Annotated in this window: 11 protein-coding genes; 7 read left to right on the top strand and 4 right to left on the bottom strand. The window is 59.9% G+C overall.

The annotated features are described in order from the left end of the window. Positions 1-600 (bottom strand): mechanosensitive ion channel family protein (locus GSQ94_RS12985; RefSeq protein ID WP_158944286.1); only part of this gene is annotated, 600 nt, incomplete at its 3' end. Positions 601-715: 115 nt separating this feature from the next. On the opposite strand from GSQ94_RS12985, the gene GSQ94_RS12980 reads away from it, so the two are divergent. Continuing rightward, the gene (locus tag GSQ94_RS12980) at positions 716-1,075 is read left to right on the top strand and encodes a hypothetical protein (protein WP_158944285.1); all 360 of its coding nucleotides are present in this window, start codon (positions 716-718) and stop codon (positions 1,073-1,075) included. Positions 1,076-1,241: 166 nt separating this feature from the next. Here GSQ94_RS12980 and GSQ94_RS12975 read toward each other — a convergent pair whose 3' ends face one another. Continuing rightward, a complete protein-coding gene (locus GSQ94_RS12975) occupies positions 1,242-2,828 on the bottom strand; it encodes a S8 family peptidase (protein ID WP_158944284.1) in 1,587 nt (528 codons plus the stop codon). A 307-nt stretch (positions 2,829-3,135) separates the two neighbouring features. On the opposite strand from GSQ94_RS12975, the gene GSQ94_RS12970 reads away from it, so the two are divergent. From GSQ94_RS12970 to GSQ94_RS12955, 4 genes are all read left to right on the top strand, one after another. Continuing rightward, complete coding sequence (locus GSQ94_RS12970) at positions 3,136-5,445, top strand: sodium-translocating pyrophosphatase (RefSeq protein WP_254063849.1); 2,310 nt, start codon at positions 3,136-3,138, stop codon at positions 5,443-5,445. A gap of 173 nt (positions 5,446-5,618) precedes the next feature. Next, complete coding sequence (locus GSQ94_RS12965; RefSeq protein ID WP_158944283.1) at positions 5,619-7,805, top strand: thiamine pyrophosphate-dependent enzyme; 2,187 nt, start codon at positions 5,619-5,621, stop codon at positions 7,803-7,805. 221 nt (positions 7,806-8,026) lie between these two features. Continuing rightward, positions 8,027-10,219, top strand: a complete 2,193-nt coding sequence (locus tag GSQ94_RS12960) for a DUF1800 domain-containing protein (protein ID WP_254063848.1) — start codon at positions 8,027-8,029, stop codon at positions 10,217-10,219. Between the two features lie 317 nt (positions 10,220-10,536). Further along, positions 10,537-11,835 (top strand): DUF1501 domain-containing protein, encoded by a 1,299-nt coding sequence (locus GSQ94_RS12955; protein WP_254063852.1) that lies wholly within the window; start codon positions 10,537-10,539, stop codon positions 11,833-11,835. 284 nt (positions 11,836-12,119) lie between these two features. Here GSQ94_RS12955 and GSQ94_RS12950 read toward each other — a convergent pair whose 3' ends face one another. Continuing rightward, positions 12,120-12,518 (bottom strand): DoxX family protein, encoded by a 399-nt coding sequence (locus GSQ94_RS12950; RefSeq protein ID WP_158944282.1) that lies wholly within the window; start codon positions 12,516-12,518, stop codon positions 12,120-12,122. A gap of 53 nt (positions 12,519-12,571) precedes the next feature. Beyond that, complete coding sequence (locus tag GSQ94_RS12945) at positions 12,572-13,501, bottom strand: alpha/beta hydrolase (RefSeq protein WP_158944281.1); 930 nt, start codon at positions 13,499-13,501, stop codon at positions 12,572-12,574. 96 nt (positions 13,502-13,597) lie between these two features. Between GSQ94_RS12945 and GSQ94_RS12940 the strand changes: the two genes are divergently transcribed. Beyond that, positions 13,598-13,909 carry a Rieske 2Fe-2S domain-containing protein gene (locus tag GSQ94_RS12940; protein ID WP_158944280.1) on the top strand — a complete coding sequence of 104 codons (312 nt, stop codon included), beginning with the start codon at positions 13,598-13,600 and terminating at the stop codon, positions 13,907-13,909. Positions 13,910-14,333: 424 nt separating this feature from the next. Beyond that, entirely contained in the window at positions 14,334-15,476 is a 1,143-nt protein-coding gene (carA, locus tag GSQ94_RS12935; RefSeq protein WP_158944279.1) for a glutamine-hydrolyzing carbamoyl-phosphate synthase small subunit, read from the top strand. Positions 15,477-15,494 lie beyond the last annotated feature (18 nt).

Raw genomic sequence — 15,494 nt, 5'->3', positions numbered from 1 at the left:
GCTGACGTTGAGGGCGGCGATGGAGTAGTCGCGGGAGAGATTGGAGACGGTGGCGATCTGGCTGTTGGGGATGATGTAGAGGGTGCCGTCACCGTCGCGGAGGGTGGTGCGGCGGAGGGAGAGGTCTTCGACAGTGCCTTTGAGGCCGGCGAGGCTGACGACTTCGCCGACGTTGTACTGGTCTTCGACGAGGATGAAGATGCCGTTGAGCATGTCTTTGAAGATGGACTGCGCGCCGAGGCCTACGCCGACGCCGACGATTCCCGCGGAGGCGAGGATGGGCTGGTACGGGATATCGAAGATGTTAAGGAGCTGGAGGAAGGCGATGAAGCCGAGGACGCCGTATGAGGTGGCGCGAAGGATCGAAGCCATGGTGCGGAGCTGGGCGGCGCGGTGGAAGTTTCCCACCTGGTGGTCGGCGCGGTTACGCATCTTTTTGACGAAGAAGAGAACCGTGCGCTGGAGGGCGAAGAGGACCACCAGGACGACGAGGATCTTGGGGAGCTTATGCGCGGCGAAGGCGACGATGTCGTTATGCCAGTCGAGCTCAATGGTTTGAACGATACGTCCGTCTTGCGGGGCCAAGGTCTGAAGGAGCATGATTACGGCGTCTCGCTTTCGGGAAATAATGCTGTGAACAGAATGCGGCAGCTGTTTGTAAGATGCAATTCAGATAGCGAGTGTGGGGACCGACAGCGGGATGGAGGTAGATGCGATGCGAATACTTCAGATGGCCGTGATAGGGATGGTTTTGGCAGTGGGGGTTTCGGGAAGAGTGAGCGAAGGACAGTTTCAACCGATACCGCAGCAGCACCTACCGGGGCAGACGCACGATCGAACGGGAGACCCTGATCCTAACGCCGATTCTCACCGGCTGGAGCAGCAGGAAGAGGTGCGCAGCGCGGAGCGGCAGAAGCGCCTGGTAGCCGATACCGACAAGCTGCTGGCGCTGGCTACAGATCTAAAGCAGCAGGTGGATAAGACGAATAAGAATATTTTGTCAGTGGATGTGATCAAGAAGGCAGAAGAGATTGAGAAGCTTGCCCATAGCGTGAAGGAACGCATGAAGGGCTAGAGGGCGTTCGCACGCCTTTTTACTGCTCCGCGTGGTTCTCCCGTTGGTTGGAATCGACGTCTTCCGGGACCAGCGGGAGGATCCGCACTGCTTGTTATACCCAGACCGGTAGATACGTCGCGAAGTGGCCGCCCGCCGCGCAAGAGGCCTGTCCGACAGGACAGTTTTATTGTGGGGTGGGCTGGGAGAGGGCAGCAGTTGCGCTGATCAGGGGAATGGAGAGGCCGGGGAGGGTGACGGCTGAGTTTCGCATGGCGGCGACGACGGTGGCGGCGCTCCAGCCGGGGTGGGCAGCACGGACCAGAGCAGCGACTCCAGCAGCAAGTGGGGCAGAGGCGCTGGTACCTATGGCTTGAACGTAAGCGGTGTGGCCGAGACTGAAACAGCCGAAGCTGTGGGTGGAGTCGGCAGGAAGGCCGTCTACGGTGTTGGGGAGACCTGAGCTGCAGGCACCTTCGATCCAGCCGCTGACACCGGTGTCGGGCCCGTCGGGATAACTCCCTCCGGGTGCGGCGAGGGCGTCGAGGGGGGTGCCATAGTTCGTGTAATAGGCGAGAGAGACGGGGCCGGGGGTGCAGGTAGCGCCGGGGGTGGTGTTCTGGGCGCAGGCGGGGTTGGTGGAGGCGACCAGGGAGAGGACATCGCGGGACTGCGCGGGAAGCTCGACGTAGCGGGGGTTGGAGAGGTCGAGGCCGTCGTTGCCGGCGGAGGCGACGAGGACGATGTTGGCCTGGGCAGCGGCGTAGGTGATCTGGTTGAAGGCAGCGAGGAGGCCGGCGCCGTCTCCGGTGGTGAGGTCGGCTGTGGCACCGACAGAGAGGGAGATGACGTCGGCCCGGTTGGTGACGGCGTCTTCGATGCCCTTCATAAGCCAGCTGAGGAGGCCACTAGCTTCACCTGCCTCACACTGGTCGGCGGGGTTGGTGTCTCCGGTGAGGGAGGCGGGCATGCGCTGGAGGACCTTGATGTTGAGGATGGTCGCGGCGGGAGCTACGCCGACGACCTTGCCGGTTCCAGGGCCGAGGGCTCCTGCTGCGAGCGAGGCGGTCCACGTGCCGTGGCCTTGCTGGTCCTGAGGGCTGCCGTCGTCGCAGGCGCTGGGGAAGGCGGATTGATCGACTTCAGTGAGGTTGAGGGCGAGGTTAGGTGCGATGTCGGGGTGAGTTTGATCGACTCCGCTGTCGATGACTGCGATTCTGATGCCTTTGCCCATGGTGGTGTCCCAGGGGCCGTGTGCGGGAGCACCGGCGATGTTGTTGCCGTAGCCTCCGACTTGCTGGACTGCCCACCCCTGTGGCGTGGAGGTGTAGTAGGTGTCGTAGGTTGGCGGGGTGGGAGGAGGAGGGAGGATCGGCAGGGAGTTGAGGATGCGGCCGTGAGTTGGAAGCCTGCCGGGGCTCTTTGTGGGAGGGACGGGCTGGCCTCCACTGTTGACCGTGGAGGAGATGGCCGCGGGCGATGGGGATGCGGTGGTTCGGAGGCGGAGAGCGGAGATGATTCGGTCGTGGAGGACGTAGGCGACGTTCGGCTGCGCGGCGAGGAGGCGTAGGGTGGTTGCATCGTCCTGAGAGACGGGAGACTGGACGGCGGCGATGCCGAGGTGTTCGTTACGCTGCGTAAGGTGGGTGCCAGAGGCGAGGAGATGAGCCTCGGCGTCGGCGGGGATTGTTGCGTTGCGATAGAGGACAAGATAGCGATGGGGAGCGATGCTGGTGGTATCGATCTGTGCGGCTGCTGTCAGGGGCAGCGCCACGACCAGGAGTGCGATGCTTCGGCGAACCAAACGGGTGCGGCATGTGGAAAAGATTAAGCCTGGGAGAGTGGACACACAGAGAACGGACACGCTGCACCTCGCTGTTGCACTGAGCTATGCATCGGCGTGGAGAGAAATTTGCATGAGTGCCAATAGTGTTCTGTGCTATTACTTTGGTTTATCGATTGCGTTAGATCTGTCTGATCCTTCTTGGTTAAGGGGCGCATTGACCCTGTCTGATTGCACGTGCTCTAATTGCCGCCTTTGTGAAGCTAAGCGAAAGTTTGTGTTCTAAGGAGACCCTTGCATGGTTGGAGTAAGTTTTTTGGCTATGGCCGTTCGGGAGCAGGTTCCGTTTTCGCCTGCGGTTGTCGACGGTAGCGACGGGCGGATCTATCTGTGGCTTGCTTTAGGGGTGGGAGTACTGGCGCTGGTGGCGGCGCTGATGCTGGCGCGGGCGGTTATCGCGTCGGATACGGGTACGGCGGAGATGCGGGCGATCTCGGATGCGATCCGCGAGGGGGCGGAGGCGTTTCTGCGGCGGCAGTACAGGACGATCGGGGCGATTGCGCTGGTGCTGGCGGTGGTGGTGTTTGTGGGGTATCGGCTCTCGCCGAGGACTTCACCGTATGCGCTGAAGACGGTGGTGAGTTTTCTGGTGGGGGCGGTGTGCTCTGGACTGGCTGGATTTACGGGGATGTACTGCTCGATCCGGGCGAATATCCGGACGGCTTCGGCGGCGCGAACGAGTTTGAATAAAGCGCTGCAGATGGCTCTGCGGGGCGGAGCGGTGACGGGACTGGTGGTGGTGGCGCTCTCGCTGCTGGGAGTGGGGGTGTTGTTCCTGTTCTTCGGTGGGTTGGAGCATCCGCAGACGGTGCCGTACCAGTTGGTAGGGTTTGGGTTTGGGGCTTCGCTGGTGGCGCTGTTTGCGCAGCTTGGTGGAGGAATTTATACGAAGGCCGCGGACGTGGGCGCGGACCTGGTGGGCAAGGTAGAGGCGGGGATTCCCGAAGACGATCCACGGAATCCGGCTGTGATTGCGGACCTTGTGGGCGATAACGTTGGGGATTGCGCGGGCCGTGGTGCGGACTTGTTTGAGTCGACGGCGGCGGAGAATGTCGGCGCGATGATTTTAGGTGCGGCACTTTATCCGGTGTTTGGGGTGAAGGGGATTCTGTTCCCGCTGATTGTGCACGCGATCAATTTGATTGCGAGCATCGTTGGCGTGTTTGTGGTGTCGACGCGCGAGGATGAGGACCCGATGCACGCGCTGAACAAGGGGTTCTATGTGACCTCGGCACTGGCGTTGGCTGGCTTCGCGGTGGCGGTTTATACGATGCTGAACGGGCCGCAGGTGCAGTGGGTATGGCTGCTGGGTTGCGGCGTGATTGGGCTGGTGACGGCGTTTCTGTTTGTGTGGATTACGGAGTACTACACGGAGGCGAAGTTTCGCCCGGTGCGGTCGATTGTGGAGGCTTCGGTGACGGGGCCGGCGACGAACATTATCAGTGGGCTGGCAGTGGGAATGGAGACACCGGCGATGCCAGTGGTGGTGATCTCGGCGGCGCTGCTGATGAGTTACTACTTCGGCGTGCAGGGGCTGGCCGGGGTTGCGGGGATCAGCGACTATGCCAAGGGGATCTACGGCACGGCGATCGCTACGATGGGGATGCTGAGTTGCGCGGCTTACATTTTGGCGATGGATACGTTTGGGCCGATCACGGATAACGCGGGTGGGATCATCGAGATGTCGAATCAGCCGCATGAGATTCGCGACCGAACGGACAAGCTGGACTCGGCGGGAAACACGACGAAGGCGTTGACGAAGGGATATGCGATTGGGTCGGCTTCGCTGGCGGCGTTCCTGCTGTTCTCGGCTTATCTGGAAGAGATCAAGACAATTGTGACTGATAAGGTTACGATTGCAGGCGGCTATATGCCGGTGGGTTGGAGCTTTACGAATATCAACCTGGCGCAGGTGCCGGTGTTTGTGGGGGCTTTGCTGGGTGCGATGTTGACTTACCTGTTCAGCTCGCTGGCGATCAAGGCGGTGGGGCGAACGGCGCAGATGGTGGTGAAGGATGTTCGCGATCAGTTCAAGGAGAATCCGGGGATTATGCTGGGGACTTCAAAGCCGGACTATGCGCGTTGCGTGAATATTGTGACGGGCGCGGCGTTGAAGGAGATGGTGGTGCCTGGGTTGCTTGCGGTGGGTCTGCCGGTGGCGGTGGGGTTGATCTTTCGCCATCTCAGCTCGAGCTACCAGGCGAGTTCGGCGATCTATGCTCCGGGTGCGGTGCTGCCGGTGCCCGCGATTGGCGGAGTGCCGGTGAACCTGGCTGGCGCCGAGGCCGTGGCTGGGTTGTTGATGGTGGGCACGATCTCCGGTGTTTTGCTGGCGATGTTGATGAACAATGGCGGCGGAGCGTGGGATAACGCGAAGAAGTTTATCGAGACGGGGCAGTATGGCGGGAAGAAGTCGGACGCGCATAAGGCTGCCGTGGTGGGCGATACGGTTGGCGATCCCTTCAAGGATACGGCGGGGCCGAGCCTTCATGTGCTGATCAAGTTGCTGGCGACGATTACGCTGGTGCTTGCACCGTTGTTTGTTTAGCTCGAGTTGAAGGAGATGGGCGGCCTCCGGGTTGCCCATCTCTTTGCCTTTTTTGCAGAGGAAAACAGAGACCATAGAGGTGCATCGGGGGGGAGTCAAGCGTGGTGGCTTACCGGTACAATCTGTGACTGTAGGGATAATGCCTTGCGGCTTTCGAAGTAAAGGATAGGTGTATGGCAAGACAGTCTGGAAGCGGTGTGCAGGAGAATAAGAAGTCGGCGGACGGCACGTTGGAGAGTCCTCTGACGCGGGAGCAGCTGGTGGAGTTCTACCGGCTGATGTATCTGTCGCGGCGGACCGACGATCGCGAGATTGTTTTGAAGCGGCAGCAGAAGATCTTTTTCCAGATCTCGTGCGCCGGGCATGAGGCGCTGTTGGTGGCGGCAGGGATGGCGCTGAAGCCGGGATATGACTGGTTCTTTCCTTACTATCGCGACAGGGCGATCTGCCTGACGCTGGGCAACACGGTGGAGGAGCAGCTGCTGCAGGCGGTAGGTGCGGCGGATGATACGGCGAGTGGCGGACGGCAGATGCCTTCGCACTGGTCGAGCAGGAAGTTGAATATCGTGTCGCCGTCGTCTTCGACGGCTACGCAGTGCCTGCATGCGGTTGGGTGTGCGGAGGCGGGACGGTTTTTCACAAAGCATCCTGATGCGGCGAAGAAGCACGATGGGGATTATCGCGAGTTCAAGGACGTGACGTTTCACGGCGATGAGGTGGTTTATGTCTCCATCGGTGAAGGGTCGACGAGCCAGGGAGAGTTCTGGGAGTCGTTGAATACGGCTTCGAATGGGAAGCTGCCGGTGTTGTATGTGATTGAGGACAACGGGTACGCGATCTCGACACCGGTGGAGGTGAATACGCCGGGGGGAAATATCTCCAGGCTGGTGGCGAATTTTCCTAACTTCCACTTTGCCGAGGTTGACGGGACCGATCCGATTGCGAGTTACAAGGCAATGGTGGAGGCGGTGGCTTATTGCCGGTCGGGTAAGGGGCCTGCGCTGGTGCATGGTCATGTGATCCGGCCTTATTCGCACTCGCTGAGTGATGATGAGCGGGCGTATCGATCGGCAGAGGAGTTGGATATAGATGCGGCAAGAGACCCGATCTCGCGGATGCAGATGTGGCTGCTGCGAGAGGGGATTCTCGACGCGGATGGGATCAACAAGCTGGAGCGGCAAGTAGATGAAGAGGTACAGCGGGCGGCGGATCGTGCAGTGATGGCGACGCTGCCGACGGTGGCCTCGATTACGACGCATGTCTACTCGGAGGACCTGAGCTCGCAGGATGAGCGGTTTGCGACGGAGCCGAAGCCTACCGCGGATGCGACGGAGCGGACGATGGCGGACCTGATCAACTGCTGCCTGAAGGATGAGATGCGGCGGGATGAGCGGGTGGTGGTGTTTGGCGAAGATGTGGCCGATGCTACTCGCGATGAGGCGCTGCGGGCGGGGAAGATCAAGGGCAAGGGTGGTGTGTTCAAGCTGACGGCAGGGTTGCAGACAGAGTTTGGCAGCGACCGGTGCTGGAACTCTCCGCTGGCAGAGGCGAATATTACGGGCCGTGCGATTGGCATGGCGGTGCGAGGGATGAAGCCGGTGGTGGAGATTCAGTTCTTCGACTACATTTGGCCTGCAATGCACCAGATGCGGAATGAGCTTTCGCTGATGCGGTGGCGGTCGAATGGGGATTTCAGCTGCCCGCTGGTGATGCGGGTGCCGATTGGCGGTTACCTGACGGGTGGGTCGATCTATCACTCGCAGTCGGGTGAGAGCATCTTTACGCATACGCCGGGGGTGCGGGTGGTGATGCCTTCGAATGCGCTGGATGCGCTGGGACTGCTGCGGACCGCGATTCGGTGCGACGACCCGGTGCTGTTTCTGGAGCATAAGCGGCTGTACCGCGAGACATTTGGGCGTGCGGCTTATCCGGGGCCTGACTACTGCATTCCGTTCGGGAAGGCGAAGATTGTGCGGCCGGGGAAGGACGTGACCGTACTGACGTATGGTGCGGTGGTACCGAGGGCGCTACAGGCGGCGCAGAAGCTGCATCGCGATAAAGGTATTGATGTGGAGCTGATCGATCTGCGGAGCCTGACTCCGTACGACTGGGAGGCGATTGCGGAGAGCGTGAGGAAGACCAATCGCGTGATTGTGGCGCATGAGGATATGTTGAGCTGGGGCTATGGGGCGGAGATTGCGGCGCGGATCGGCGATGAGCTGTTTCATGACCTGGATGCTCCGGTGCGAAGGGTGGCGGCGATGGATACGTTTGTGGCGTATCAGCCATTGCTGGAGGATGCGATTCTGCCGCAGCCGGAGGATCTTTACCGGGCGATGGCAGAGCTGGCGGCGTTTTAGGCTGTCACTGAAAGGCGTCCTGCCGGACGGGCCCGCTACGCGCGGGGCGGTCACTTCGTGACTTGTGTACCGGTCTTGGCTGGGGTGGTGCGTGGGTCTTCCCGTTGGTCAGACGCAAGGATTGCGCAACTGATGCGCTGGTTTGGTGTCTTTGATTGCAGGCGTGAGTCTGTGACTGGCTGCGCCGCGTGAGTTTTGGCGCAGTACGGTGAGGAGTTGTTATGCGATCTGGACAGAGTTGTGCCGCGATTTTTCTTGGTGGGCTGCGGGTTTTGGTTTCGGGTGTGTTGTGCGTGCTGATGATGGAGCAGCCGATGGTGGCGGCTGTGACCGCGAGGAAGGCGGTAGTGCCCTCAGTTAAGCAGATCCATGAGGAGCAGAGGGCGCTGCATGCGCTGAACCGGTTTACGTTCGGGCCGCGACCGGGGGATGTTGCAGCGGTGCGCGAGATGGGGGTGAAGGCGTGGTTTGAGCGGCAGCTGAATCCGCAGAGTATCGACGATTCGGCGCTGGAGGCCCGGTTGGAGATGTTTCCCGCGATGCAGATGGAGCAGGCGGAGATGAGGCAGCGATATCCGAGTCCGGCGATGTTGCGGCAGATGATTACGAAGGATGTGCCGCTGCCCGCCGAGCCGGTGGAGCATGCGATCTATGCGGATCAGATTGCGTTCTACAAGGCTGCGAAGGCGAAGAAGGAGGCCGCGCAGGCTGCTGCGAAGGGTGATGGGGATGCTGCAGCTGCGGGCGATGGTTCGATGGCGAAGAACGACGAGATGAAGGCTGCGCTGCCTGGGGATGGTGTGGATCCTACGACTCCTGCGATGGCTACCCATGAGGAGCAGTTTTATTCGGGGCTGGATGCGGTGAAGATTATTAATCTGCCGCCGGACCAGAGGATGCAGAGGATTTTGTCGATGCCGCCGGAGGAGATGGTGAGGTTTCGCAAGAGTCTGAGTAAGGGCGAGCTGCTGGCTGCGGCAGAGGGCCTGTCGCCGATACAGCGGGAGACGCTGGCTGCGTTGCAGGGCTCGCCGAGGATGATTGGCGCAGAGGTGCTGGAGTCGCGAATGCTGCGCGATGTGTACAGCGAGCGGCAACTGGAGGCGGTGATGACCGACTTCTGGCTGAATCACTTCAACGTGTACCTCAAGAAGAATCAGAATGAGCCGTTTCTGCTGCCTGCTTATGAGCGGGATACGATTCGGCCGCATGTGCTGGGCAAGTTTGAGGACTTGCTGGCGGCGACGGCGAAGAGTCCGGCGATGCTGATGTACCTGGATAACTGGCAGAGCATCGGGCCGGATTCGCAGGCTGCGAGGAACGGCGGCAAGCTTGCGAAGTTTGCGCAGAACCCACAGGTGAAGCAGGCGTTGAAGGATCGCGGGCTGAATGAGAACTATGCGCGCGAGTTGATGGAGCTGCATACGCTGGGGGTGCAGTGCGAGGTGAGCGCGGATAAGCCGGTGAGCATGCTGGATAAGGCTTGCGGGCGAGGATATACGCAGCAGGACGTGACGCAGGTGGCGGAGGTGTTGACGGGGTGGACGGTCGATCAGCCTTACCGGAGCGGGACATACCGGTTTGAGGAGCGGCGGCATGAGCCGGGATCGAAGACGGTGCTGGGGAAGAAGATTAGTGAGAACGGCGAGGCTGAGGGGATGGAGGTGCTGCATCTGCTGGCGACGAGTCCGGCGACGGCGCAGTTTATCTCGGCCAAGCTGGCGGTGCGGTTTGTGAGCGATACGCCTCCGCAGGCGCTGGTAGACAGGATGGCGAAGGCGTTTGTGGCGAGTGGAGGAGACATCAAGACGGTGCTGCGGACGATGTTCGATGCGCCGGAGTTTTGGTCGCCGGAGGTTTACCGGGCGAAGGTGAAGACGCCGGAGGAGTTTGTGGTGTCGGCGGTGAGAGCGAGCGGAGCGGAGGTGACGACGGCGATTCCGTTGTTTCAGGCGCTGGATAAGCTGGGGATGCCGCTGTATGGGATGCAGACGCCGAATGGATATAGCTGGATGGCGGAGTCGTGGGTGAACTCGGGCGACCTGGTGAACCGGCTGAACTTTGCGGTGTCGTTGAGTAACGATCGCATTGTCGGAGTGCAGACGGATTGGGCTCGTTTGCTGGGGGACGAGTCGGGCGAGTCGGCGGCGATGAAGGAGAAGCGGCTGGAGACGGTGCTGCTGGGGCAGGCGGTCAGTGACAGGACGCGGGAGACGGTGTTGGCGCAGTTTCAGGATCAGACGACGCAGCAGCAGGCGGAGAAGAGCTTTGGGATTCGAGCGAACGATGCGGAGCCGATGGCCCAGGTGTTGAACGTGTCTTCGCCGAGGCAAAGGGCAACGCCACCGCTTGACCGGGAGGCTGCAGGGATGGCGGGACTGCTGCTGGGTTCGCCGGAGTTTCAGCGGCGGTAAAGGTTTATGCAGATGAGAGACACACGCAGCTGCAAGAACAAGGGCGAAATGCGGGGGTCTCTCCACTGCGTAGCTCACGATGAGGCTGTGATCTGCTTCGGTCGAGATGACGTTCTTTTTGGGGTGTGGGAAGGGTAGGTAATGACAGGCGCAATAACGGGCAACGGCAACAGCAAGGGCAGAGACCAATGCGGGACTTCTTCTCTTCGCCCAGAATGACAGGCTACTTGGTGTTGATTCAGGCAACTTCTGCTGCGCAGATGCGTTTGTAAAGGTGGATGTTGAGACTGGAGTCTATGATGGCGAGCATGAAGGGTATGACAGATCAGAGCGATTGGGGATGCGATCTTCGTGGGCGCGATGCGGCGAAGCGTGGGGTGACGCGGCGTGGGTTTATGAAGGGCGGGGCGCTGGCACTGATTGGGACGTCTACGATTCCAGCGTTCCTGTCGCGGAGTGTGCTGGCTGAGGTGACAACGGCGGCGGCGAATAAGAAGAAGCTGGTGGTTCTGTTTCAGCGGGGCGCGGCGGATGGGTTGAATGTTGTGGTTCCTTACAAAGAGAAGAACTACTATGCGATGCGGCCTTCGATTGCGATTCAGGAGAAGGACGTTCTGGATCTGAATGGATTCTTCGGGCTGCATCCTGCGATGAGCGCGTTCAAGCCTCTCTATGAGCAGGGGCATCTGGCGATCGTTCATGCGGCGGGCTCGCCGGATACGACGCGGTCGCACTTCGATGCGCAGGATTACATGGAGAGCGGCACGCCCGGGGTGAAGGCGACTGCGGATGGCTGGTTGAATCGCGCGTTGCAGGCGGAGACGGTGACAGGAAAGCCTTCGGCGTTTCGCGCGGTGGCGCTGGGGACGCAGGTGCCGCGGACGCTGCAGGGAAGACTACCGGCGATCGCGGTGAACAGTCTGGCGGATTTTTCGGTGGCTGGGAAGGGATCGCAGACCTCGCCGATCAGCAATGCGTTTCAGGCGATGTATGACGAGAGCTCGGATGCGGTGTTGCATGGGACAGGGCAGGAGACATTTGAGGCAGTGAAGATGCTGAAGTCGGCAAACCCGGCGCAGTATCAGCCAGCGGCGGGAGTGGTGTATCCGAATACTCCGTTTGGCAACAGCCTGAAGCAGGTGGCGCAGTTGATGAAGGCGAACCTGGGGGTGGAGGCGGCGTTCTCCGATATTGGCGGATGGGATACGCACCAGAACCAGGGGAACGTAAATGGGCAGCTGGCGAATCGGCTGAAGGAGTTTTCGGAGACGATTGCGGCGTTCTGGAAGGATATGGGCGACGACGCGGAGAACGTGACGCTGGTGACGATGTCGGAGTTCGGACGGACGGCGCGGCAGAATGGAACGGGCGGGACCGACCATGGGCATGCGAACGTAATGTTCGTGCTGGGCGGAAGAGTGAAGGGCGGCAAGGTGTACGGCAAGTGGCCGGGGCTTGCGAATGAGCAGTTGAACGAGGGGCGGGATTTGACGGTGACGACTGACTTCCGGCGCGTGCTTGGCGAGGCTGCTTACAAAACGCTGGGTGCGAAGAATTTGGAGTTGGTGTTTCCGGGAGCACACGTGAACCCGAACGAGTTCTTAAATTTCTCGTAGGTGAGGGAGACGATCAGGTTGCGGATGTATTGAGTGTGTCACTCTTCTGTTTATGGAATGTAAAAAGTCACCCTATACAAAATAGTGGAAAAAGGACGGCAACTTTTCTTCAGAGAATGCGTCTTATTGGATGTAACACATAACAGTCGGGCTTGCAGTTCCCACAGTACCGGCTTCCAATATCCGCAACAAAAGAACTCCCCACCACAATGTAAGGCTCCCAGAGTATCGGGAGCCTTCACTCCTTCTGATTTGGAGTTTTGAGCCTAGAGTATGCGTGTGTCTCAGGCGAAGCCGACTTTGCGATCGAGTGCCACTGCTCCGGGGCCATAGAAGAGAAGCATGATGGCGAGGGCGGCAAGGGCGAGGATGTAGTTGTAGATTCCGAAGCCCTGGTGGATACCGACGGTGACAAAGGCGACGAGCATGTTGATGGCGACGAGTGCGGCGGCCAGACGAGTGAGGAGACCGAGGATGAGGAGAATGCCGCCGACGAACTCCGTGTAGGCAGAGATGTAGCCGAGCCAGTAGGGAAGGCCGAGAGTGGTGATGTAGTGGGCGTAATGGTGCAGGGCGCTCATGGGGAGGACCTTGGAGTATCCGTGTACCGCCATGGAGACGCCGAGGATAAGGCGCATGAGGAGCGCGCCGACAGGTTGCAGGCTGTTGAGCCATTTCGTCATAAAGATCCTTTTGTAAAAAGGGTATCGCGGAGTGGTGAGGACGAGGCGGGATGTTAGTGGGCGGGTGCCGGGGAAGGCACGAGCTGCGGTGCCGGTTGCGCAACGTACTGGTCGAGAAAACGAGTGAGGCTTTGACTGTAGAGAGACTCGGAGGGTGAGGGAAGCTCTACGGTGAGCCTGGGGGCGGCTGCGGTGCGGAAGCTTTTAGCGGGCGAGCTGGTGCGGGAGATGAGGAGCTTTGGAGTTTTAAGGGTGGCGAGCGGAGCGGCGAGGGGGAAGATCTCGTGGAAGAGAAGACTCACGGGGATGAGATGAGAGCGGGGATCGCGTTGGGCGGTTGCGAGGAGATCGGCTTTGGGTGCGTCGAGAATGATGGCTGGGATGGTGTCGTGACTGGCGGCGAGATGTGTGGCGAGCGAGGCTCCTACGCCGGTGCCGTAGGGGACGATTTGTTGAGCTGGGATGGCCCGGGAGACGGCGAGGTATTGCCAGGCGGAGTCAGCATCCTGGTTCATGTTTTGTTGATTGGGGCGAGTAGGAGCGCTTTGGCCGTAGCCGCGGTAGTCGAAGGCGAAGAGGTTGAGGCCCAGGTTGTGCAGGCTGGCGAGAGTTGAGATGGAGTCGGCCAGTGAGCCGTCGGCACCGGGGAGGAAGAGGATGGTGATGCGGGAGTACGGGGTACTAGTGGCGGAAGGAATCCACCAGCCGGTGAGCTGCGGAGTGGCGGACTCGTCTGGGCCGAAGTGGATGAGTTCGTAGGGTATGCCGGCGATGGAGGCGGGAGGAGCGGAGGTTCGGGTGGGATGAAGGACGAGCTGCCACTGGCCCTGATAGAAGAGCAGACAGAAGGTGAGATAGCCGCAGAAGAGAGCCGCGACAACGGTGACGAGAATGGCCTTGACGAGCCATAAAGGGCTGACGACTTCAGGGGGAGAGTTGGTTGGCTGGCTGCGCTTGGTGGGCTTTGGTGTGGGGCGGGGCATGAAGGCTTCTCCCTCGACTGTAGCATTTTGGAGTGATGGGAGTGAGTCGTTCGAGGGGCGTCGTGCCTCTAAGATGGAGAGAGTGGAGGATTTCGAGTGGCGCAGTGGGTAAGGTTGTGCGGGTTGGTGGAGGCTCCTCCGGTAGGTCGAGTGATGGAGGCCGAGGTAGACGGCGTGGCGGTGTGCCTGGCGAATGTGAACGGGGAGCTTTCTGCACTGGACAACGTGTGTCCCCATCGGCAGGGGCCACTGGGGCAGGGTTGGGTGGAGGGTGAAGTGGTGGTATGTCCGTGGCACTCCTGGGCTTTCAACGCAAAGACCGGACTGGCGGCGTATCCCGAGCATGAGCGCGTGGAGGTGTTTCCGTTGCGGGTGGAGGGCGAGGATGTTCTGGTGGATATCGAATAGTGGTGTTGCGCTGGAACCTGCAGGTAATCAAGGAGGGAACTCCTTCACGATTGAGGAAAAATTTGTTCCCGGCGTGGTGGAGAGCAGGGTAGGCTGCATCTTATGAATGGTTGCTCGGAAGAGTGGCCGGCTGAGAGGGAGTTCTAATTATGAAATTGCGCACACTATTGCTCGCTGCGGTTGCTTTTGTTGTTCTTGCTGGGTCGGTGATTCCTGCTAATGCCCAGCAGTATCATCACCATCGCCGTCATCATCGTCATCACCATCACCCACAACGGTAAACTTTCAACATCTTGTGAAAAGACCCGGCGTTCGTGCCGGGCCTTTTTGCGTGTGGGAGTGTTGGAGTGATTTGCCTGGAGCCGGTGTTTTGCAGCGCTAATGCTGATAGAATCTATTAAATCCACTCCAGGCAGGAGAGGCAATGCAGGCAATACTGGCGCTAGAAGATGGGCGCGTTTTTCGCGGTAAGAGTTTTGGTGCGCGAGCAGAGTGCTCGGGCGAGGTGGTCTTCAATACATCACTGACCGGCTATCAGGAGATCTTCACCGATCCTTCCTATGCGGGGCAGATTGTGGTTCTGACCAATCCGCATATTGGAAACTATGGGACGACGCCGAGCGATGCGGAGTCTAAAAAGCCGTTCATTGAAGGCCTGGTGACGCGCGAGTTTTCGACGATGAGCTCGAACTGGCGTTCGACCCAGGTGGCGGATGAGTATCTCGAGCGCTATGGCGTGCCTGTGATCGGCGAGGTGGATACGCGGGCCGTCGTGCGGCATCTGCGGGCGAATGGCGTGATGCGCGGCGTGATCGCGTCGGGGGAAGATCTTGACGTGGATGCGCTGGTGGCAAAGGCGCGAGCGATCAAGAAGATGGAAGGGACCGATCTCGCAAGCATTGTGAGCACGAAGGTCGCCTATGAGTGGGATGCGAATGAGCCTAAGAATCAGACCGGCGATACGCTACTGACGCAGGCCATCGACGAAGACGCCAAGAAGATGCACGTGGTGGCTTACGACTTCGGGATCAAAGAGAATATTTTACGGATGCTGACGCGGGAGAACTGCCGCGTGACGGTGGTTCCGGCGAAGACCTCGGCTGCGGATGTGATGGCGATGGCGCCGGATGGAGTGTTCTTCTCGAATGGGCCGGGAGATCCGGAGCCGCTCGAGTATGCGCAGGAGACTATCCGGGAGCTGCAGGGAAAGACTCCGATGTTCGGAATCTGCCTTGGGCACCAACTGTTTGGGCTGGCACTGGGCGGCAAGACGTACAAGCTGAAGTTTGGGCACCACGGCGGCAATCACCCGATCATGAATCACCAGACGGGGAAGGTCGAGATTACCGCGCAGAATCATAACTTCGCCGTCGATCCTGAATCTCTGGATGAGAAGACGGTGGAGAAGACGCATACGAACCTGAATGACCAGACGCTGGCGGGACTGAAGCACAAGACAGATCCCATGTTCAGCGTGCAATACCATCCGGAGGCTAGTCCGGGGCCACATGACTCGCATTATCTCTTCAAAGATTTTCGGAAGATGATGGAAGAGTTCAAAAAATAAAGCTAAAAAGCGCGGCTT

The sequence above is a fragment of the Granulicella sp. S190 genome (assembly GCF_009766095.1).
Taxonomy (GTDB): Bacteria; Acidobacteriota; Terriglobia; order Terriglobales; family Acidobacteriaceae; genus Edaphobacter.
The sequence above is the reverse complement of the archived record's forward strand: the minus strand, read 5'-3'. Positions and strand labels throughout refer to the sequence as shown.